Source organism: Glaciecola sp. KUL10 (assembly GCF_003203515.1).
In the GTDB taxonomy this organism is placed as follows: domain Bacteria; phylum Pseudomonadota; class Gammaproteobacteria; order Enterobacterales; family Alteromonadaceae; genus Glaciecola.
Genome location: NZ_BGNG01000012.1, coordinates 87,978 through 108,042, shown reverse-complemented (window position 1 = coordinate 108,042; position 20,065 = coordinate 87,978). Strand labels below are relative to the sequence as shown.

Annotated in this window: 21 protein-coding genes; 9 read left to right on the top strand and 12 right to left on the bottom strand. The window is 41.9% G+C overall.

Translation table 11 applies throughout. The annotated features are described in order from the left end of the window. Positions 1-444 carry an acyltransferase gene (locus KUL10_RS16480; protein ID WP_110430048.1) on the top strand — a complete coding sequence of 148 codons (444 nt, stop codon included), beginning with the start codon at positions 1-3 and terminating at the stop codon, positions 442-444. An 84-nt stretch (positions 445-528) separates the two neighbouring features. Here KUL10_RS16480 and KUL10_RS16475 read toward each other — a convergent pair whose 3' ends face one another. Together KUL10_RS16475 and KUL10_RS16470 are read right to left on the bottom strand one after the other, a co-directional pair. Further along, positions 529-759, bottom strand: a complete 231-nt coding sequence (locus KUL10_RS16475) for a hypothetical protein (protein ID WP_146216799.1) — start codon at positions 757-759, stop codon at positions 529-531. A gap of 86 nt (positions 760-845) precedes the next feature. After that, the gene (locus KUL10_RS16470) at positions 846-1,235 is read right to left on the bottom strand and encodes a serine hydrolase domain-containing protein (protein WP_110430046.1); all 390 of its coding nucleotides are present in this window, start codon (positions 1,233-1,235) and stop codon (positions 846-848) included. A 178-nt stretch (positions 1,236-1,413) separates the two neighbouring features. Between KUL10_RS16470 and KUL10_RS16465 the strand changes: the two genes are divergently transcribed. The 4 genes from KUL10_RS16465 to KUL10_RS16450 all read left to right on the top strand — a co-directional run bounded on the left by KUL10_RS16465 (position 1,414) and on the right by KUL10_RS16450 (position 4,299). Continuing rightward, complete coding sequence (locus KUL10_RS16465; protein WP_110430045.1) at positions 1,414-1,782, top strand: GntR family transcriptional regulator; 369 nt, start codon at positions 1,414-1,416, stop codon at positions 1,780-1,782. Positions 1,783-1,796: 14 nt separating this feature from the next. Then, complete coding sequence (locus tag KUL10_RS16460) at positions 1,797-2,636, top strand: hypothetical protein (RefSeq protein ID WP_110430044.1); 840 nt, start codon at positions 1,797-1,799, stop codon at positions 2,634-2,636. A gap of 133 nt (positions 2,637-2,769) precedes the next feature. Then, entirely contained in the window at positions 2,770-3,855 is a 1,086-nt protein-coding gene (locus tag KUL10_RS16455; RefSeq protein WP_233499867.1) for an AraC family transcriptional regulator, read from the top strand. Positions 3,856-3,915: 60 nt separating this feature from the next. Beyond that, positions 3,916-4,299 carry a hypothetical protein gene (locus tag KUL10_RS16450; protein WP_110430042.1) on the top strand — a complete coding sequence of 128 codons (384 nt, stop codon included), beginning with the start codon at positions 3,916-3,918 and terminating at the stop codon, positions 4,297-4,299. A gap of 98 nt (positions 4,300-4,397) precedes the next feature. Here KUL10_RS16450 and KUL10_RS16445 read toward each other — a convergent pair whose 3' ends face one another. Then, positions 4,398-5,435, bottom strand: coding sequence for a trypsin-like serine protease (locus KUL10_RS16445; protein ID WP_110430041.1), 1,038 nt, complete (start codon positions 5,433-5,435; stop codon positions 4,398-4,400). 372 nt (positions 5,436-5,807) lie between these two features. Here KUL10_RS16445 and KUL10_RS16440 point away from each other — a divergent pair, with 372 nt between their 5' ends. From KUL10_RS16440 to KUL10_RS16430, 3 genes are read left to right on the top strand one after another with little or no spacing between them, the layout of a single operon-like run. Next, positions 5,808-6,383 (top strand): gluconate 2-dehydrogenase subunit 3 family protein, encoded by a 576-nt coding sequence (locus KUL10_RS16440; RefSeq protein WP_158525414.1) that lies wholly within the window; start codon positions 5,808-5,810, stop codon positions 6,381-6,383. Between the two features lie 31 nt (positions 6,384-6,414). After that, positions 6,415-8,118 carry a GMC oxidoreductase gene (locus tag KUL10_RS16435; protein ID WP_110430039.1) on the top strand — a complete coding sequence of 568 codons (1,704 nt, stop codon included), beginning with the start codon at positions 6,415-6,417 and terminating at the stop codon, positions 8,116-8,118. A gap of 43 nt (positions 8,119-8,161) precedes the next feature. Then, complete coding sequence (locus KUL10_RS16430; protein ID WP_199509299.1) at positions 8,162-9,031, top strand: DUF1080 domain-containing protein; 870 nt, start codon at positions 8,162-8,164, stop codon at positions 9,029-9,031. A gap of 27 nt (positions 9,032-9,058) precedes the next feature. On the opposite strand, the gene KUL10_RS16425 is transcribed toward KUL10_RS16430, so the two are convergent. From KUL10_RS16425 to uxaC, 5 genes are read right to left on the bottom strand one after another with little or no spacing between them, the layout of a single operon-like run. Continuing rightward, positions 9,059-10,357: a TRAP transporter large permease gene (locus KUL10_RS16425; RefSeq protein ID WP_110430037.1), complete on the bottom strand. Its 1,299-nt coding sequence runs from the start codon at positions 10,355-10,357 to the stop codon at positions 9,059-9,061. Next, positions 10,357-10,881 (bottom strand): TRAP transporter small permease, encoded by a 525-nt coding sequence (locus KUL10_RS16420; RefSeq protein WP_199509297.1) that lies wholly within the window; start codon positions 10,879-10,881, stop codon positions 10,357-10,359. Before KUL10_RS16420 ends, KUL10_RS16425 begins: the two co-directional genes overlap by 1 nt. After that, complete coding sequence (locus tag KUL10_RS16415; protein ID WP_199509295.1) at positions 10,878-11,867, bottom strand: TRAP transporter substrate-binding protein; 990 nt, start codon at positions 11,865-11,867, stop codon at positions 10,878-10,880. Before KUL10_RS16415 ends, KUL10_RS16420 begins: the two co-directional genes overlap by 4 nt. Further along, positions 11,860-13,461 (bottom strand): mannitol dehydrogenase family protein, encoded by a 1,602-nt coding sequence (locus KUL10_RS16410; RefSeq protein ID WP_110430035.1) that lies wholly within the window; start codon positions 13,459-13,461, stop codon positions 11,860-11,862. The genes KUL10_RS16415 and KUL10_RS16410 overlap by 8 nt, the downstream gene beginning before the upstream one ends. Then, positions 13,458-14,873 carry a glucuronate isomerase gene (gene uxaC / locus KUL10_RS16405; protein WP_110430034.1) on the bottom strand — a complete coding sequence of 472 codons (1,416 nt, stop codon included), beginning with the start codon at positions 14,871-14,873 and terminating at the stop codon, positions 13,458-13,460. The genes KUL10_RS16410 and uxaC overlap by 4 nt, the downstream gene beginning before the upstream one ends. A 251-nt stretch (positions 14,874-15,124) precedes the next feature. Between uxaC and KUL10_RS16400 the strand changes: the two genes are divergently transcribed. Continuing rightward, positions 15,125-16,504 carry a hypothetical protein gene (locus KUL10_RS16400; protein ID WP_110430033.1) on the top strand — a complete coding sequence of 460 codons (1,380 nt, stop codon included), beginning with the start codon at positions 15,125-15,127 and terminating at the stop codon, positions 16,502-16,504. Positions 16,505-16,509: 5 nt separating this feature from the next. Here the strand turns inward: KUL10_RS16400 and KUL10_RS16395 are convergent, their stop codons facing one another. From KUL10_RS16395 to kduI, 4 genes are all read right to left on the bottom strand, one after another. Then, complete coding sequence (locus tag KUL10_RS16395) at positions 16,510-16,980, bottom strand: FKBP-type peptidyl-prolyl cis-trans isomerase (protein ID WP_110430032.1); 471 nt, start codon at positions 16,978-16,980, stop codon at positions 16,510-16,512. A gap of 107 nt (positions 16,981-17,087) precedes the next feature. After that, complete coding sequence (locus tag KUL10_RS16390) at positions 17,088-18,428, bottom strand: DUF4861 family protein (RefSeq protein ID WP_110430031.1); 1,341 nt, start codon at positions 18,426-18,428, stop codon at positions 17,088-17,090. Then, positions 18,418-19,209 carry a gluconate 5-dehydrogenase gene (locus tag KUL10_RS16385; protein WP_110430030.1) on the bottom strand — a complete coding sequence of 264 codons (792 nt, stop codon included), beginning with the start codon at positions 19,207-19,209 and terminating at the stop codon, positions 18,418-18,420. The genes KUL10_RS16390 and KUL10_RS16385 overlap by 11 nt, the downstream gene beginning before the upstream one ends. Before the next feature lie 13 nt (positions 19,210-19,222). After that, positions 19,223-20,053 (bottom strand): 5-dehydro-4-deoxy-D-glucuronate isomerase, encoded by an 831-nt coding sequence (gene kduI / locus KUL10_RS16380; protein WP_110430029.1) that lies wholly within the window; start codon positions 20,051-20,053, stop codon positions 19,223-19,225. Between the last annotated feature and the right edge of the window lie 12 nt (positions 20,054-20,065).

Sequence of the window (20,065 nt, the reverse complement as noted above, 5' to 3'; positions counted from 1 at the left end):
ATGCGCAAAAGAGCCTCGTTATCAGAATACGTCAAAATAAGAAATGGTGTCCCTCTTGGTGCGCAGCATTCTTTGAGAAACATGCTGCATCGTTCTTTTGGTGCAGGCTCTTTTGCTAAGTTCTGGAATTATTGGAATCCTATCTGGGGTTTTTATCTTTCGAGACTTGTCATGAAACCCGTGAAAGCATTCGCCCCGACGTGGATTGCCGTTCTTGTCACGTTTGTGATTAGCGGTTCACTGCATGACCTTGCTATATCGCTATTTTATCAGAATATTTATTTTCTCTTCACACCATGGTTTGGCTTAATAGGCCTAGTCGTCGTCTTTACCGAAAAATTCAATATCTCATACGCAGGCTATTCATGGGGTGTCCGAGCGCTTACAAACAGCTTTTTCATTGTATCGAGCTTTGGCATTGTCCATATAGCAATGGTCTATTGACCAACACAAACGTTTAAGTACTCGTTCGCCCAGTGGGACGCAGCCTATCTAAAGACTGCGTCGTGGTGAATTTCATGTTCGGCTCTACATCTTATAATTTGACTCATGATAATCACTGTCAAACGTTTCAGAGAGTGTTTTAGCCCTGTTAAACGCTGTTTGCGCGGAATGTTTATCTCCAAGCAAATAATGTACATAAGCCAAGCTATCGTATGCCTGTGGAGCTTTAGGATAAAAGTGGCTAAGTGTACTGATAACCTCAAGTGCTTCTTTTTTGGCACCACTTTTTGCCAGTTGCAAGCCTGTCTCGTTCAAAGGTCGGCCCAGGAAACCCTTATACCCTTTGGTCTTATAGATTTCAGCAAAGTCTCGTTTAATATTCGCCAGCCCTAACGCTCTGATTAGTCAGGGCTGCTTTCTTCACGGTGCAAAGAACTATTTGTCGCAATGGCATCGTCTAAGCCCAAATCAAATGCTGAGAGAGTAGTTTCGTAGGACAGGTTTCCTTGCTCGATCATTTGCAAGACTAGAACTGCTGTGTAGTGTTTCGCGATTGAGCCAATATTGAAACGGATACTGGGGTTGTTGGGTATATTATCTGCGATATTGGCAAAACCAAAAGAACGTATCGATAATTGTTCGCCGCTTTTTGCAATCAAAATATTTCCTGAAAACCAACCGCGCTCCACATAGTCATGGATTATCCGATCAGTGTCATCCAAGGATGCTGCTGAAGAATACGCTGTGTAAATAAGCGCAACGACTACAAAAAAGACTTGTTTAAGGCTCATACTGATTCCTTGGAATGCCAAAGTTGATAATTTTTTCTGTGTTTATTGATGCACTAGTAAGGTGAGTGGTACAAATTATTTTATTTGTACTATCAAGTCAAGTGGTACAAGTGGATTGGTTTATTGTATAATTCGTTCAATAAGCGGTCGCGTCAGAATAAAAGAGACTAAATTTGGTATGAATATCAAAATAGATATAGAGAGTGATATACCCATTTTTACTCAATTGGTGGATCAGATTAAACAAGGAGTCGCAAGGAAAAATCTAAAGCCTGGCATGCCTCTACCCTCTATTCGCAAACTGGCAAATGAACTCGGTATCAATCCCAACACTGTGTCTAAGGCATACAAATTGTTGGAAAGAGACAGTGTAATCATTGGTAAAGGGTACCGGGGGACTTTCATTCACGAGCAGGCACAAGAACACTGTGAAACAGACCTAAATGCAACAGCACTTGCTGTTATTGCAACTAGTGTTAAGCAGCTTCGCGATCTTGGGCTCACTGATTCTGAAATACGCAATGCCTTTACGACATCCATGAAATAGAGGGAAATAGTCTAGTGAACTTTTTAAATGCTCCCCCTTTATTGCTGATTAACCTCGCTTTTCTATTTCAGCTATTTTTTATTTCAATCTTTATTTCCAGAGCATGGCGAAAGCGTCGAAAGGTGTTATTAACCAACTACCCGCAAGCGGTGTTTACAAATCTATATGCGCAAGATGAACAAACCGAACATCAACGTCTAATCGTTCGAAAATGGCTTGATTACTTGGCGTTTGCGATTGGCCTAACAATCCTTATTGTTTTGAACTTTGTGGGTAAAGCGCAAGAAGTGCTAGCGGATTGGATGCTTATGATCGGGTTAACTCAACTTGTCCCGTTGTTTATCTCTGCCTACTGGTGCAATCAGAATAGTCAAATCCTATCTACGCGTTACCCCGAAAAGGTTCGCAAGGCCCAATTACATGTCAACCGTCTAACTGACTATATTTCAATTCATAGAGTCGTGGTGGGAATAGTCATGTACGCTGTCACGGTTACTTTGGCTGCATACATGCACTTCTTTGCAATGCAAGGAGAGCATAAAATCTTGTACTTAATCGCGCTCAGCAGCGCAGTGATTCTTTATATAAGCAGCTTAATCTGGAAGCTAGTATACGGGCATAAAAAAGACCACTTTATTGATCAGCAAGAAAGAGCATTGAAAATATCTGATAAGCTCCAACATCTTATATCATCACACACAGCCTACAGTTGTTTTGTAGTTATTGTCCTGCTAGTTGATATGTTTCAGCTAAACCAAAGCTACATGAATCTCTTTGCCTGTCTGTTTACTCAAGCAATCGTTTTTCAAACACGAAATCAATATTACCCTATCAACCCGAGTGTTTATAAATAAACCGAACAACAGCTGTTAAGGAAGTAGTAAAGAGCTTTCATTCTCCCTATACTCCCAATGGTCATCTAAACTTTGTATTGGCTTTTTAGTGGTTAACGTTTTTCCAACAGTTATATATTCCTGCATGGTGGGCATGACAGTGCTTGCACTATTAGAAGTGCTCGGACGGGGTAGCGAAAGACAAAATGTTTGTCTTAAAGCTTTGTTGTTACTACTGCTAGTGCATTTAGCCGGTGAGCTTTTTATATTTACGGGTGCATACACATATGCGCCGGAACTTGCAGGTGCGCATCTACCGTTTAGAGTTTTACTGGGGCCCGCCTTGTTTTTTTATGCTCATGCTTGTATGTCTTCAAACAAGGCAATCGATAAAAGAATTGTCACTTTGACTGTATCGGGTCCGATTATCGTATTACTGGCCATGTTACCCTTTATTTTTATGATCAGTGCTGCTGATAAATTGGCGCTAGCAAATCCGGCAACCCGCGATCCAAAGCTATGGGAAATAGCCTTGTATACTTGCTTTTTCGCTACTATTGTCTTTGTGGTGTATACAATAATGTTTTTATTTTTTGCGTCTAAGTTGCACCTTTTACACCGCAAGCAACTGATGGAACGTTTCTCAGAAATTGAGCAGCGTTCATTGGATTGGTTTAGGCCGATGTTGTTTGTTTGGGGGGCTGTATGGCTTATGTATGCAGCAGAGTTTTTGCTAGGAGCAATTGGTTGGCGATGGTTTGGTTCAGGAGTGGTGTTGCCAACTTTTGAAGTAATTGCGCTGGCTTCATTTATTCAAAAAGCACTTAGCCAGAAAGTGCTTGAAGCGACTGACAAAGGGCAACCATGCACAACTGTTCCCAAGGCTGGGCTGCTTAGCACTGAAAAAATGCAGCGAATTGCAGAAAAACTAGAGCGGGCAATGACTCAAGATAAGTTATTTTTACTAGACAACTTGTCACTCAATAAGCTGTCAGAGGCGGTTTCTGAATCTGAAAATCATATTTCTGAAACTTTCTCTCAATATCTACATACTAATTTCTTCCAATTTGTTAATGGTTATCGCGTCGAAGCAGCAAAATTGGCGTTAAAAGAGAGCGACAAATTAGTCACAAGTATAGCTTACGATGTTGGCTTTAATTCTAAATCTACTTTCAATACTGCATTTAAAAAAGTAGTCGGCCATAGCCCTACAGCCTATCGAAATTTGCAGGAGCACTGATACCCAATCAGGCTTTTGCAAATTAGTGACTTGCACTAGTGGGGATCAGAAAGAGGCGTTATGATCTGCTTGCATCCAACCCCTCTTGATTTTACAGTGTTGGAATTAAACAAAAAACAAAGTCCAAATTTGAGTTTATTGAAGCGTTCTATTTTTACTGACATTGCCTCTGCTTTAGCAATTTTGTCACTTATTTTGTTGACGCTAATGTGGACAGAAGCTCGAAAAGATGTCATTTACTTGTGTAATAATGTTCACGTTGGGGTAAGCAAAATACGTGTAATTGGCTTGCTAAATACCTACAGGTTTATTCGTTTTACAGACTCACAAACACCGTCTGGTAGCAAAATTGTGGCGGACAGTTGGTTGCATTTCGGCATGTATAATTGCACAGTAAGATTTGGGGTTTTTGACCAAGTTGTACAAAAAGAATTTGGACAGTGACTTACAAGAATGGCATATAAAAGAAGGACGTATCAACAGTGCGAAAAAAGCCCAATATTACATTAGCACTGGGCTTTAAAATTGTGTTCTGTGACGATTTAATTCTTGGCCGTAACAGCTACTTTTCGTCGTGTAAGCGTAAGCAGGCCAAACATACCGACAGCACTTATTAATAATGAACTAGGCGCTGAAATCGGGTTTGCAAGGTTATTTAATGTAGTTTGTGTCGTGTCAATCCAATCCAGAAATGAGCTGACTCGGGTAGAACCAGAAAAGTCTCCGTAACTGCCATTAAACGGAGCAGGACGACCCTCTAACCCAACAGTGAAAGAATGTACGCCAGCAACGTACCATTCTCCATTTTCCTCAACAAAAAAGCCACCGCCGCTATCACCACCGCCAATTGTATATTCCAGGTCCAGTGCTGTGCCTGAAGGCCGAGTTGTTATTGCTGCGATAGGGTTTTCTATAAAAGATAGTCCGTCGCCTACCGTGCCATCACCATTTCCATCTACTAATGCTGGATCTGTTCCTGCTGGAGCATCGAAATCGTCATAAATTATGCGGTCATGATCTTCACCGAATAGTCCGGTACCGTCTAGTTGGTTGTTTCCCGCACGCTTTGTTCCTGACGCTTGTGTTGCACCCAATAAACCATTTCCGGTTGCACCGAAGCCTACGTGCGTACCAATGACTTCACCTTGTTCTCCAGTGTCATCTCCACCTGTGTCATACAGATTGGCTACATCGACACCAAATACGTTTTCTGACAACATCATCAAAGCAATGTCCCAGCCAAGAAATACACTGGAATCTGGAACCCAATTTTCGTGTACCATCCATGCTTCACCAAAGTAAAAGTCGCCACCAACTTCAAAGCGAGTCACTGTTGTATCCGCATTATCTAAACAGTGTGCTGCAGTGAGCACCATATTTTGCGCAATTAAGGTACCGGAGCAGCGACTACTAAAGCTAGACCCTGCTCCGCCGGTATTAAATAATAAATCACCGACTGCCTGAAATTGTGATTGTTGTGCCAATTCACGATACAAAGCATCGTCCACGTCGTGTCGAATGACGCCTGCTTGCGAAGAGAGAGAGAGCGCTACAAGGATGCTCGCGAGAAACTTTTTCATGGGGTAATTATTATAAGGTTTATTATTGCTCTATATTAGACATTTATTGAGCAAAATTGAAACACTAATTACTAAAAAAGTAAGTAAGTTTCAATAAGATAAACATTTAGTGTTTTACGGCGGGTTTTGCCTTGTAAATATTTGCTTCAAATTTCATTTCTTATCGATGAAGTATCAAAAATATGCGTGGATAATGCATAAGATTGATAAATGTAAAGCGATTGTTATATTAAGTACGACTGCATGGTAAGACTGCATGCGAATAACTACGACAAAACGCAGGAATAAAGGAGTTTAGGTATTAACAATCAAGATGCTAGAAAAAAGACGTTTGTTAGTAGACGAAAAGTGCTGTTTGGAATGTTAGGGGCAATGGGGTTTGTTGTCACAAGTGTTCAGGCCAAAGCAATTATGCGTTTTGTTGCTAGTGATCTCACAAATGGGGACAACATTGGCCACAAACAAGCGATTCCATCTATAGATTTACAGTTTTATACACCAACGGAGTTTGAAATATTGACGCATCTGGCCAACCTAATTATCCCAAAAACCGATACATTGGGTGCAATTGAAGCAGGTGTGCCTGTTTTGATGGACGTTCTTTATTCAAGCTGGGCGAGTAAGCAAACTCAAGGCGAGCATAAAGCTCACTTAAAGTTACTGCTCAAATATCTCAACCAACAAATTCCCTCGTTTACGTCGACTTCCAAAATTCAAAAAACAAACGTCATCGAACATATTGATAACTTAGCCTTTGTTAACGTACAAGACAAAGAAACTAAGACCAACAAGACAATCCTTGAAGCATACAAGTCGATAAAGCATATGGTTACCCGAACATACTATTCAACAGAAGTAGGCGCTAGCAAAGAGCTACGTTATTTACTAATTCCGGGTAAATGGGATGGTTGTTTACCAATGACAGAAAATACGCGCACATGGGCTTAGAGCAAACACAAGACAAAGGAATGAAAGCAAGATGACTGAATATGATGCCATTGTTGTAGGTTCAGGAATTAGTGGTGGGTGGAGTGCAAAGGAGCTTGCTGAAAAGGGCCTGAACGTGTTAGTGCTAGAGCGCGGCCCTAAATTGGAACATGCAAAAGATTACGATGATTTTAAAGCACCGTGGCAACGACCTAATTTTGATTGGATCAATCAAGATGAACTTCAAAAAGACTACCCGATTCAAAGTCGTCACGCAGGTTATGCAATGCATGAGAGTAATAAGCATTTTTGGGTGAAAGACAGTGAACATCCATACTCAACGCCAAAAGACAAGCCTTATGCATGGGTCAGAGGTTACCACACTGGCGGCCGCTCACTTATGTGGTGGAGGCAATCTTATCGCTTAGGGCCGCAAGACTTTACCGCTAATCTAGAAGATGGTCACGGAGTTGATTGGCCAATACGCTATGAAGATTTAGCGCCTTGGTATGACTACGTTGAAACCTTTGCCGGTATCGCTGGCACACAAGAAAACATTCCGCATTTACCGGACAGCGTTTTTCAGCCTCCTTTTGACTTAACGTGTGTTGAAAAGGACTTTAAAAAGAAAGTTGAGCAGCATTTTAAGGGGCGAAAAGTAATACCCGCGCGCGTTGCCCATTTAACGAAACCAACTAAAGAACAAATGTCATTAGGTAGAGGGCAGTGCCAAGTGCGAAATCGCTGCGCTAAGGGCTGCAGTTTTGGTGCGTACTTTTCGTCATTATCTGCAACGCTACCCGCGGCAATGCGCACAGGACGCTGCACTGTGGTTCACAATGCAATCGTTCACTCCTTAGATTATGATGAGCTTAACAATCGTATTCAAGGCGTTAAAGTCATCGATGCCAACACGAATGAAGTCAAAAGGTATAAGGCTCGCTTGGTATTTTTAAATGCATCTACTATCGCAACAGCCATGATATTATTACAGTCTAAATCAAAGCGCTTTCCTAATGGGCTTGCCAATGACTCTGGGCATGTGGGTCACAACCTTATGGATCATGTTAGCGGTGGTCATGCTACTGGGGATATTGCTGGATATACAAATATTTATTATCACGGCCGCCGACCGTCGGGTATTTATGTACCGAGATTTACAAATATAGGCAACGATCAGCGAGAGTTTAAACGCGGTTTTGGTTATCAGGGGGGCAGTCATAGAGTTGGATGGTCAGGAGAGCGAGCGGGTGTGGGTGAAGCGTTTAAACTTGCTAATCAGAAACCAGGTACATGGAGAATGCATCTATACAGTTTTGGTGAAGTGTTGCCCGACTACAATAATCATGTCTCGTTGCACAAAACTAAAAAAGACAAGTGGGGACTCCCTCTTGCTCATATTTCTGCAAAGATGGGCAAGAATGAAGAATTAATGATGCAAGCGGCGCAACAAGAAGCTTATGCAATGCTTAAGTCTTTTGGCGCAATCAATATCAATAGAGGTCCAGATGCGCCAATCAATGTCTCTACTCCCGGTGATAGAATACATGAAATGGGAACAGCGCGAATGGGCCGAGATCCAAAAACCTCAGTGTTAAATAAATGGAGTCAAGCTCATGACGTCCCTAATTTGTTTATTACCGATGGTGCAGCGATGACTTCGGGGGGCTGTCAAAATCCTTCGCTAACTTATATGGCACTGTCTGCGCGCGCGGCAGATTATGCTGTTAAGCAGTTTAAGGCTAACAAGATTTAGTGATTTACTCACTCTCGTAGAAAATAAATAGGAAGGGATGATTTTGAAAACGCGAAGTTTGAGTGTGTGCTTGATTGGAATACTTTTATTGCCGTCTTGTGTGGTGATTGTTGATAGCGGCATCGGTAAACAAAAAAGTAAACCACAGCCCAGTGTTGAAGCGTCAAAAAGTAGTGGTGAGCGCAACCAATGGCGAGCTATATTTAATGGCAAGGATTTATCTGGATGGACACCTAAATTCGCAGGTCATGAGGCTGGTATAAACTACTTAAATACTTTTCGGGTTGAAGACCAAAAGCTGATTGTCGATTATGAGCGATATGAAGACTTTATGGGCAGTCCCTTTGGGCACCTAATTACGAATGTACCTTATCAAAATTACCATCTAAAAGTTGAATATCGCTTTGTTGGAGAGCAAGTCACAGATGATCCGGCATTGTCATGGGCTTACCGAAATAATGGTCTAATGCTGCATTCACAGTCTGCTACTAGCATGCAACTAGACCAAGCATTTCCAATGTCAGTTGAGGCTCAATTACTTGGAGGAAATGGTGAAGTACCTCGTACTACAGGCAATGTGTGTACGCCGCTGACGCATATTATTCAAAATGGAAAATTAATAAAAAAGCACTGCATCAGTTCATCCAGTGCGACCTTTCACGGAGACCAATGGGTAACCTTCGAAGCTAAAGTATTTGAGTCTGGAAGAGTTGAGCATTTTATAAATGGTGATTTGGTTTTTGAATATGACCAATTAATCGTTGATACCTCTGACAGTGCCGCCGAGAAGATAATTGATAGTATGCAACTTGATCAATCTTCGGGTGTGTTTTATTTGAACAAGGGGCATATCGCTATTCAAGCAGAAAGTCATCCGACTGAGTTTCGAATGATAAGTATCAAACCGCTCTAGCTGCGCGCAACCGGCGCGGGGTGATGTTTACATCAACCCCAATAATCGCGGTAAGAACAAACTTATTTGTGGGACAAATGCAACTAGCATTAAGCCGACTAGCATGGTTAAAAATAAAGGTAGTAAAGGCCTAATAACAGATTGAATCTTGATTTTAGCGACACTACAGCCCACGAAGAGCACTGAGCCAACAGGCGGTGTGCAAAGGCCAATACACAGATTAAGTATCATCATAATTCCAAAATGAACTGGATCCATGCCAGTCGCGGCTACTACGGGCAAGAATATAGGTGTAAAGATTAACACCGCAGGTGTCATGTCCATGAAAATACCTACGCAGAGTAGAACTATGTTGATTATTAGTAAAATAATGATTGGATTGTCACTGATGGATAGCAACACCGTAGTGATGGTTTGAGGGATATTTTCATATGCCATCACCCAACTTAGGCTGATTGAAGTCGCGACAAGGAATAACACGATACAGGTTGTTTTAATGGTATCCAAAAGTAGTGGACGGATTTGCGCTATTGCAACCTCTTTATAGATGAAAACCAATACGGCTGCATACAAAACGGCAATGGCGGATGCCTCTGTGGCGGTAAATAATCCATTGACAATGCCACCAATCACAACCACTAACATCAATAAGCTAGGTAATGCCGATACAAATGTTCTGACTATTTCGTTAAAGCTTGCTTTTTCACCACGAGGATAATTTCGTTTCTTAGCCATGATACCGGCGGTCAGCATGAGTAATGCACCGATTAACAAGCCTGGTAAGTAGCCAGCCATAAATAGCGCAGCAATAGAAACGCCACCCGAGGCCAATGAGAACACAATCAAAGTGTTGCTTGGTGGGATAATTAGACCTGTGGTTGCTGAGCTTATATTAACTGCTGCCGAATAGCTTTTATCGTAGCCTTCTTTTTCCATTCTAGGCCCCATTGCACCACCAATAGCAGAGGCTGATGCAACCGCCGAACCTGATATCGCACCAAACATCATATTTGCCACGATATTTACAAACGCTAGACCTCCTGGAAGCGCGCCTACTAAAGCTCGTGCGAAATCGATGAGTCGACGTGCAATACCCCCACTGTTCATAAGTTGACCAGCGAGAATGAAAAACGGGATGGCCAATAAAGTGAAACTATCTAAGCCGGTTGCCATACGCTGAGCAACGGTGGTTAGGGTAGCCATTGCAGGCACGCTGACTAATAAAGTGATCGTTGCAGAGATAGCGATGCTAAACGCAATGGGAAGTCCAATCCCGAGTAAAATAATGAAGCTAATTACTAATACTAATACTTCAGTGATGGCCATTATTGAATCTCCTTTTGTGTTTGTTCATCCATTGGGGCTAATGCTAGGCATACGCAATATGCAACGATAAAAATGCCGCTAACCGGCAAAGCCAAATAGATGTAGCCCATGGGTAGCTGAAGTACGGTAGATGTTTGTTCTAGGGTCAGGGTTATTTGAACGAGGTTTAAACCGCCAATAATTAAAACGCCAATGGCGAAAATAGCCATCAGTAGTAACAATAAACGAGACAAGAAAATTGCTTTTGGGGGGCTTAATTGGTCACTTAATAAATCAATCGCTAGGTGTCCTTTTTGCCCAACTACCCAGGCGGCGCCGAGTAAGGTTAGCCAAATCAATAAGAATCGGGCCAGTTCATCTGTTACCGTACTCGGAGCTTGTAACACATAACGGCTAAATACTTGCCACAAAACAGCAACGACTAACACACTGATTATAATGACTAACGCTGGCTCAAGAAGGTTATCGAGCATGCGTCTAACCTTTTGTGAAAGGTAGTTTTCGGTTTGAGCTAGATTGTTCATTGTGTGACGTCCATGGCTTTTATGCGTTTGATATAATCATAAACTTCTGGCGAAGATTTATACTCTTCAAACATTGCTTGTACAGCGTCTGCAAAAGGCTTTTTATCTGGGTAAATAACCTTCACTCCCGCGGCTTTAACGGCGTTTAATGCTTCTTCTTCTGCTTCTGCCCATAATTTGCGTTGATGGACAGATGAAGCATCGGCGGCAGCCTGTAACCAAGCTTGTTGTTGTTCATTTAGTCGATTCCATAGGTGTGTTGAAATCATAAGTACATCGGGTACTGAGGTGTGTTCATTTATAGAATAGAACTTCGAAACTTCGTAATGGCGTGAGTAATAAAAACTGGGAGGGTTATTTTCGGCACCATCAACAACGCCTTGTTGCAGAGCTGTATATAATTCACCCCATGCGATTGGGGTTGGAGCTCCCCCCATCGCTGAGACCATGCTCATTGCGGTTACACTGGGTTGAACACGAATCTTCAGACCTTTCAGGTCATCCGGTGTGTTAATAGGCTTGTCGTTACTGTAGTAGCTTCTACTCCCAGCATCGTAAAAAGTTAACCCTCGAAGCCAAAATTGCTCGCTTTCAGTAAGTAAATCTCGTCCAATATCACTATCCATCACAGCATGTGAGTGTGCTTTGCTTGAGAAAATATAAGGAAGACTCACAACTTTTACATTTGGTGCAAAGTTTTCTAGCACAGCGGCTGACACTTTGGTCATTCCTACACTGCCTATCTGAAGTAACTCTAATGTTTGTCGTTCGCTTCCTAATTGTTGGTTAGGATAGATATCAATTTTCATCGTGCCATTAGATGATTTAGCTAGCTCATCAGCCATGAACTGCATACCTAAGTGAACGGGGTGTTGAGTATCTAAACCATGCCCTAGCTTTATCGATACTTGCGGGGATTGTTGCGAACAAGCGCTTAACACTATCAGCATGAATAGCAATAGTGGGCCTTTTAGGTAATTATTCATCTTTACATACATCCTTATGAATGTTTACTGCGGTGTTTAAACAAAAAGCATTAATGGTTTTTGGAATACTTTTGGTCGTTTGTAACATTTGGTACTGCTCACTTATCAAATCAATCAACACTTCTTGGTTTAAAAACACCTGTCCGAAAATAGGTTCAAAACGAAGCAGTGCGACGACTAAAGACCTTGCATCACCTGTAAATTTGATGTGGATTTCCTTTAAGGTTTCAGCGTAAGGGTCTTGCACATCGAACGGGTCTCCTTGCAGGTCGATACCTGATACATAATGACACCAAGCTGCGAAAACCAAACATATGGCCTTGCAATGCTCAGATTGATTAGGTGTGGTTTGGAGGTGATATTCAATTACTCTGACAAGTCTTTGTGGAAGCTTTTGAGAGCCATCCATTGCGATTTGATAAGTTTGATGCTTTAAATGAACATTGTTGAAACGTGCTAACAATTGCTCGCAGTATTTTTGTATTTGGATGCCGCTAGGCACATCTACGCTTGGGAGTATTTCTTGAATCATAATACGCTTAATAAGCGCAGCCAAATTTGCATCCTGCATGACATCAGAAACATAACGTTTACCGGCTAGATATCCCAAGTATGCAATAGACGAATGGCTTCCATTGAGCAAGCGAAGCTTCATGGTTTCAAAAGCATGGACATCTTCGACAAGCAATGCTCCTGCTAGGTCCCATGCAGGACGACGGCCTACAAATTTGTCTTCTATCACCCACTGCTTAAAGGGTTCAGTTGTCACAAGCCCATGGTCGCTCAAGCCGGTCATGGTCGAGAACTCATGTAAATCGTCATCAGATGTAGCAGGCACGATTCTATCTACCATGGTTGAGATAAACGAATAGTCGTCGCAGATTCGCTGTGCAAGTTCCGGATCTACTTGAGTCGCAAACGCAAGAACTACGCGTTTAAGTAATTCACCATTATTTGGTAAATTGTCGCAACTAAGTATGCTAAGTGGTGCTCTGCCTTGGTCAATTCGGTTTTGAATGGCTTTTACTAAAAAGCCAATCGCCGTCTTCGGTCTTGTTAAGTTGACTAAATCATATTGGATGTCAGGATGTGTTAGGTTGAGCGTGCCATTCGCGGGGTCGTGGCAATAACCTTTTTCGGTAATAGTAAGTGTGACTACATGAGTGTTTGAACAAGATAATTCAGTTAACACGGCATCTGTTGATTCAGGCGCAACCAAAACCCGATCAATAACATTGATTAGTTTTAACTGAGTCGATGTTCCTTTTTCAACAACTGTGTACAAGCCATCTTGTGGATTCAGTTGTTTGGCAACACTATTACTGCGCAAGCTTACACCTATTATGCGCCATTGCTCGTTTGCGTTTTTTGAGCCTGTTTGCTGAGCTGCATTAGCATCTTGCGTGAATACAGCCTGATGTGCACGATGAAATGCACCGATGCCTAAGTGAACCACTTTTGGTGACACGGATGTGTCCAGTCTTGTAGGCGTGTGCTCACCTTTAAATGTTTGACATAGCGCTACACTTTGCTTATTCAGCCTTGGTAGAGAAGCCATTTTTGATGACTGTTGGTCGTCGAGGGCTTTACTCATAATTTGTAGGCCTTTTTGGCTAATCCATAGCTCAAATCATGAGCTAATTCGAATGCTTCATCCTCATCTAAGCGATGCTCTGCAACTAATTGAGATAAGAAGTTACAATCCATTCTCCGCGCCACATCGTGACGGGCAGGGATCGACAAAAATGCTCTGGTGTCATCATTAAAGCCAACAGTATTATAGAAGCCTGCGGTTTCTGTGACCTGCTGTCTAAAGCGTCTCATGCCTTCAGGACTGTCGTGAAACCACCATGACGGCCCGAGTTTAATCGCAGGGTAGTGTCCTGCTAACGGCGCCAGCTCTCGGCTGTAAACTGTTTCATCAAGCGTAAAAAGAATAATGCTGAGTTGTGGGTGATTCCCATACTTATCCAATAGTGGCTTGAGTGCGTTAACGAACTCAATTTGCATGGGAATATCTGCTCCCTTATCACGCCCAAAATGCTCAAATAAATTTGGGTTGTGATTTCGGAATGACCCAGGATGAATTTGCATAATCAGACCATCCTTTATGCTCATTTTGGCCATTTCTGTGAGCATCTGTGCCCGAAATAGTTCTGCTTGTTCGGCGCTATGGTGTCCACTTCGTACTACCAGATATAAATTAGCGCATTCGCTAGGTGACAAATCTGCTGTTGCTGCGCTTGGGTGTCCATGGTCGCTGGCAGTTACCCCCGTGCTTATGAAGTATGCTCTACGAATAAGTAAAGCCTTGATATAACTATCAAAATCTCCGCAGTGCTCACCCGTCATCTGGGCTAATTTATCGATATTGGCGTTAAAACCCTCAAAATCCGGATCAACAACGGGATCGGGCCTAAATGCCGATATCACGCGTCCTTGCCAATCAGATTTAAGTATTTTTTGATGGTGCCGTAAGTCATCTAGGGGCGACTCTGTAGTCGAGATAACTTCTATGTTGTAACGCTCAAATAAAGCTCTAGGCTTAAATGCGTCTTGACTTAGTTGTTGGTTGATTCTGTCAAAATATAAATCCGCAGTAGATGCATCTAAACGTTCTGTGAAACCGAACACCTTCGCAAAAACATAATCTAACCAAAGCCTCGAAGGCGTACCTCTAAAAAGGTGATAGTTGTTTGCAAAAAGCCGCCATACTTTGCGTGGGTCTTGTTCGTAATTACCCCCCAATGCGCTTTTAATGCCAAGTTGCTGCATGCTAATACCTTGGCTATATAACATTCTAAGTACATAGTGGTCGGGGGTGAGTAAAAGAGACGTCGCATTTTCGAAATTATCGTTGTTTGCAAACCAACTAGGATCCGTGTGGCCGTGTGGGCTGATAATTGGTAAGCCTTTAACTTCGCTATACAAGCGTTTACAAATTTCTCTCGCATTACTCTCTGCTGGAAAGAGTCTCATTTCGTCCAGATGTAGCTGTTTGCTCATTTTTTGTCTCTATGTAAATTGGTCATGCCGCCTTACCACTATGTAAGCATTATGTTAATTGTAAGTCAATGCTTGTTTTAATGGAAGAAAATGATTGGTTAATTGATTAAATTTGAATGAAAATGATTTTTTGATATTTTGGTCATGGCATTAATAACCATCGTTCAGTCGAGGGAAAATTTGGAGTGCACAAGCTAAATTAAATAGTTCATACTTTATTTACTTGAGTCCATAAAATTTAGGAGCTGCTCATGGTGAGCAATACGTCTTTGCTAAACCTCTTTTTCCTTCTATTAATCGCTCCTTTCATAATCATTTCATGCGATGCTACGGCAACTACTAAAGTCACTAATCAAGCCAATAATGTGAATTTAGGAACGTACTTTAATAAAGTAATGAATGCCACGCCAATAATGCCGGCTAAGGCAAATTATTCGCATGTAATGACAAGTGTTTGCTTATCTCCACAAAATGCAAATTCACCAGCGAACAAGTTTAAAACAAACAAGCAAAGTCAAACTGAGCTTATCAATTGGGAAAGTCGTGTGGCTCATGATTGGACGTTTTTTAATATAAGCGCCGATGATGGAAAAATCTTGGTTATTGATTTTAAACAGCTGGATCAAAATGTGGGTTTTAGGTATTTGGCAAATGCTCATACACAAACTGAGTTGTATGAGCCATGGAGTTCATCAAAAATTCAAGCATATTCAGCCGCGATGGCCAAAATACGTGCACAAAATAAAACCTTAGGCGCAAACGCCTTCATTGGCGACATTGCGATAGCAGATATGATTAGCAGTATTAATTCGTACGAACAAACGGGACTATCACCTGATGACTCAAATGCGCTTGCGAGTCTTTTTGCCAATATAGCCGGACGTGATTATTTAACCGATTTGTTTTACCAAGAGTGGTTGAATCTAAGTCAACAGGGCGCTTTTTTCCGCGGTGCATATGGACCGTTTGCTCTTGAAGTTGACGATGAAATAGTAAGTTTAGGTACTACAGCCCTTTCACTTGAAACGCGTTATTACGAAACCGCGATTGACGATCCTGGCTATCTAGCATATCGATGCAGTGATTGCGGACTAACGGGCAATAAACCCATGTATACGCTAGCCCAAGCAGAGTGGCTAAAACGCTTAGCCACTCATCAATCACATAAAGAAACTCGTCATCCTTATCTAGAACAGCAGGATGTAGATGTTTTGTTCTATGGAAATGCAGTTTTGTCCGCTAGCTCGCCAATTGGCGGTATGAAAAACGGTATCTCCAATATGTTACAGATAGCAATTGCACAAGCCATTTCTGCGAAAAACATCAATAATGATCTTGAATTGGCTAAAAAAATATTGGATAGACACACTCAAGGCGAATGGAGAGTGTTTCAAAAAATAGGGTGGGGAATAAGTGAAACACGCTCGGCGACCGAGAATGTTGTTCTAGCGCATGTATGCCTTCCGAACTATCAAGGTGGAAGAGCTTTCACCGTCGTAGCTCAAGCTGCTATTGGTCTCGGTAGCGATATAGAATTAATGAATCAAGAACAAGAATATGCAGAACTTGGAAGAGTAGGGCAAAAAATGCAAACAAATCTTACCGTGGCAATGAAAAAACTACTTCAATAGATAAGCTACTCAATAGCGAGTAATTCAACTTCGAAAACCAAGGTTGAACCAGGTTTAATCGCCCCCGTACCTTGATTTCCATAAGCAAGTTCTGAAGGGATAAAAAAGCGAAACTTATCGCCGACGACCATGAGTTGTACGCCTTCGGTCCAACCTTTTATCACTCGGTTTAATGGAAAGCTGATGGGTTCACCGCGGTCGACGGAGCTGTCAAATACAGTGCCATCCAATAAGGTACCGTGATAATGCACTTTAACTACTGAGTTTGCAGAAGGGTGCGCTTCGCCATCTCCTTTTGAGATAATTTCATATTGCAGGCCAGACTCGGTTTGCGTGATACTTTCTTTGCCTTTATTTTCTAGCAAAAATTGCTCGCCAATTGCAATGTTTTCTTGCGCATCTTTTTTATTGTTGGCACTTCTCATAATTAAGAAAATGACGGCGACGATGACCAATGCCAAAATTACAAACTTCATATAGATTTCCTTTCAGGACTTTACTACAAGCTTAGTGCTTTGTTTATTAAAGAACATATCATTCTTTCAACACCTCGCATAGCCTTCAGTTAAACTCATAATAGAATTTAGAATGAGAATTCAATACTTCTTAGCATTTCGGTTTCACGCTTCATTTTACTTGTAAATGCATCTATTGAGTCGATGTTTTTAAACCGCGGTTGCCAAATTGCGTAGAACCGATACTCTATTGTTTCATTAACTTTGGGCTTAAAAATGCTCAGTTCTGATCGTTCAATGCCTGTTACTGATTCACCGATTGAGTCAAATGAACTATGCTGGTTTGCGCGAGATAAAACAGCCATGCCCAGTGACGTGTTCAGCTCAGCTTGCAGACCGAAAGTGCTCAATAGACTTGTACCTTCTGCTTTAATTCTATCTAAATTTGCATCATGAAAGTTTACAATCCCAACTGCTAACGAGAAAGGGAGGGAGCTAGACTCGCTGATTGTAACCTGGCCAACATAATGGTCTTGCTTTGACCATATTGAAATACGATGCTTTAAATCGAAGATCGCTCCATTAAAACTTAATGCGTGGTAATCAATGTCGAAAATACTCCTTATTGGCCCTTCTTTAACTAGGGTGAAGCGACTTGTTTTCGCTTGACTAAGGCGCTTATATCTTTGCTCAATATCATTAGCCAACGGGTCAACAAATGCTAATCCGCCAGCGCCTAAAGAGCGTCCTACCTTGAGGATATCCATTCCCCAGTCTTGCATTTCATGGTAATTTTGCCCAAGTCCTACTGTGTCTAATACTAAATCAGAATGTGTTTTGCCAAAAATGTCAAAACCATTGCGTTCGTCAAAATATGAGCGAAAACCAATTCGTTGATTTTCCCATGATGGACCTTCCATTTGAAATTGGCGGGCAAAGTCATTAGCAAGGCCTTGTGCACTGCGCGATAAAACTGAAAGTTCTGTAGCGCTTGTTTTCTCGGGATTAGAAAATTTTGCAAAACGGATATTGGTGCTGTTGTTTAGTGGCACCATTTTAATAGTAGGAAGGCTTTCAACACGGATGAGCACCTCATCATTAGCTGGTAAATCTATTAAAAACACCAATTCATCCCATTTTCCATCAGCGTTTAGATCGTCTTGTTGGCTAGTTAGGCGTTGGCCATCAGTAATCAAGCTAAGGCGAGGGTTTAAAATAGCCTTAGCCTGAAGCTCTTCAGTTGCTATCTCGTTGATTAGCTGTTCTCTCGTCACCGTCACTGGCACGTTTTCGAACGCTAGCGTGCTTGTGTTTTTTATAGTCAGAATTGAAAGTAAATGTTGGTTGGCTTGTTGATGATCAGCCGTTATGTCCAAGGAAGTTTGCTCACTTTCACTTGGTTTTGAACAAGCATTTATAAGCAGCAATGACAGAAACAAGGATAGAATTTTCATCTGACTAAACTTCATTGCTTGGCTTTCCTATTGTTGCCAAAATTCCACCGTCGACATACACAACTTGGCCGTTTACAAAATCGGATGCCTTAGACGCGAGAAAAACGGCAGTTCCTTTGAGTTCACTTGGATCTCCCCATCTTCCTGTAGGCGTGCGATTAATAATAAATTCATTGAATGGGTGTCCGTCAACTCTTATAGGAGCTGTAATATCAGTAGCGAAATAACCAGGGCCGATACCGTTGACTTGAATACCATCTCTGGCCCATTCAGTTGCTAAGTTTCGAGTGAGCATTTTAAGACCGCCTTTTGCAGCTGCGTAGGCCCCAACGCCGTCCCGTCCCAATTCGCTCATCATCGAACAGATATTGATAATTTTGCCATGTCCTTGGACTTTCATATGGCGGTACACTGCCTGTGCGACTGCAAATGGCGCGGTTAAATCAGTATCTACTATGCGTTGGAATTCATTAACCGGCATACTTTTCAGTGGCTCCCTTGCAATGATGCCCGCATTGTTTATCAAGATATCTATACCACCATGAGTCATCACTAATTCATCAATACAGGCTTGCAAGTTATCATAATCAGTAACATCGAAAATCGCAGCACACGCATCAACTCCTTTGGCATTTAGGGCTTCACAGGCTTTATTGACCGCGTTTTCTTTGCGACCGTTAAGCAGTATTTTAGCACCAGCCTCTCCCAAACCTGTTGCCATAGCTAAGCCTAGACCTTTATAGCCACCCGTCACTAAGGCTACTTTTCCGTGTAAATCAAAAAGAGATGTTGTCATATAATTCTCGCGTTTATTTAAAGTGGTCTAAATCGATTGCATCCATGTCGTCAAAAGCTTGGTTTTCTCCCGCCATCGCCCATATAAATCCATAGTTACGTGTACCAGCTCCACTGTGTATGGACCAGCTTGGAGATAATACCGCTTGATGGTTTTTGACAACGATATGGCGTGTTTCATGGGGTTCACCCATCAAGTGCATGACGCGATCATTTTCTTCTAAGTTGAAATAAAAGTAGACTTCCATTCGACGATCATGCGTGTGCGCCGGGAAGGTATTCCAGACGCTGCCTATATCTAGGATGGTGAGTCCCATGACAAGTTGGCAACTTTGAACGCCTTTTTCGTGTATGTACTGATAAATTGTGCGTTTGTTACTGGTTTCTAATGCGCCTAAATGGATGGGATTAGCATCGTTTTGAGTACTTTTACTTGTCGGATATTCGGTGTGAGCTGGTGTTGACACCATATAAAAAAGCGCGGGATTAGCTGCATCATCGCTACTAAATGCTGGATCAGGTTTGCCTCGCCCAATGTATAGACAGTCTAGTCGGTCCAAGCGATATGTTTGCTCACCTACGGTTACAGTACCTGTTCCACCAACATTTATGATCCCTAGTTCACGGCGTTGTAAGAATGAACTTGCACGCAATGCGTCGCCTGCTGATAGGGTTAGCGCTTTTGTTTTTGGCACTGCGCCGCCGGTAATTACACGATCAATTTGTGAATAAATTAATGTGATTTCATCGTTTACCATGAGTGTTTCAATTAGGTATTCCTCACGCAGGCGCGACGTATCGTAGTGTTTTGCATCTTTCGGGTTGGTTGAATGTCTTATTTGCATGGTTTATCCATT

Coding starts and splice junctions, on each gene's coding strand:
- KUL10_RS16385 (WP_110430030.1), bottom strand. CDS start 19,209: ATGACAACATCTCTTTTTGATTTACACGGAAAAGTAGCCTTAGTGACG.
- KUL10_RS16465 (WP_110430045.1), top strand. CDS start 1,414: ATGAATATCAAAATAGATATAGAGAGTGATATACCCATTTTTACTCAA.
- KUL10_RS16400 (WP_110430033.1), top strand. CDS start 15,125: ATGGTGAGCAATACGTCTTTGCTAAACCTCTTTTTCCTTCTATTAATC.
- KUL10_RS16470 (WP_110430046.1), bottom strand. CDS start 1,235: ATGAGCCTTAAACAAGTCTTTTTTGTAGTCGTTGCGCTTATTTACACA.
- KUL10_RS16480 (WP_110430048.1), top strand. CDS start 1: ATGCGCAAAAGAGCCTCGTTATCAGAATACGTCAAAATAAGAAATGGT.
- KUL10_RS16415 (WP_199509295.1), bottom strand. CDS start 11,867: ATGAATAATTACCTAAAAGGCCCACTATTGCTATTCATGCTGATAGTG.
- KUL10_RS16455 (WP_233499867.1), top strand. CDS start 2,770: ATGACAGTGCTTGCACTATTAGAAGTGCTCGGACGGGGTAGCGAAAGA.
- KUL10_RS16440 (WP_158525414.1), top strand. CDS start 5,808: ATGGGGTTTGTTGTCACAAGTGTTCAGGCCAAAGCAATTATGCGTTTT.
- KUL10_RS16390 (WP_110430031.1), bottom strand. CDS start 18,428: ATGAAGTTTAGTCAGATGAAAATTCTATCCTTGTTTCTGTCATTGCTG.
- KUL10_RS16410 (WP_110430035.1), bottom strand. CDS start 13,461: ATGAGTAAAGCCCTCGACGACCAACAGTCATCAAAAATGGCTTCTCTA.
- KUL10_RS16450 (WP_110430042.1), top strand. CDS start 3,916: ATGATCTGCTTGCATCCAACCCCTCTTGATTTTACAGTGTTGGAATTA.
- KUL10_RS16420 (WP_199509297.1), bottom strand. CDS start 10,881: ATGAACAATCTAGCTCAAACCGAAAACTACCTTTCACAAAAGGTTAGA.
- KUL10_RS16395 (WP_110430032.1), bottom strand. CDS start 16,980: ATGAAGTTTGTAATTTTGGCATTGGTCATCGTCGCCGTCATTTTCTTA.
- uxaC (WP_110430034.1), bottom strand. CDS start 14,873: ATGAGCAAACAGCTACATCTGGACGAAATGAGACTCTTTCCAGCAGAG.
- kduI (WP_110430029.1), bottom strand. CDS start 20,053: ATGCAAATAAGACATTCAACCAACCCGAAAGATGCAAAACACTACGAT.
- KUL10_RS16425 (WP_110430037.1), bottom strand. CDS start 10,357: ATGGCCATCACTGAAGTATTAGTATTAGTAATTAGCTTCATTATTTTA.
- KUL10_RS16435 (WP_110430039.1), top strand. CDS start 6,415: ATGACTGAATATGATGCCATTGTTGTAGGTTCAGGAATTAGTGGTGGG.
- KUL10_RS16445 (WP_110430041.1), bottom strand. CDS start 5,435: ATGAAAAAGTTTCTCGCGAGCATCCTTGTAGCGCTCTCTCTCTCTTCG.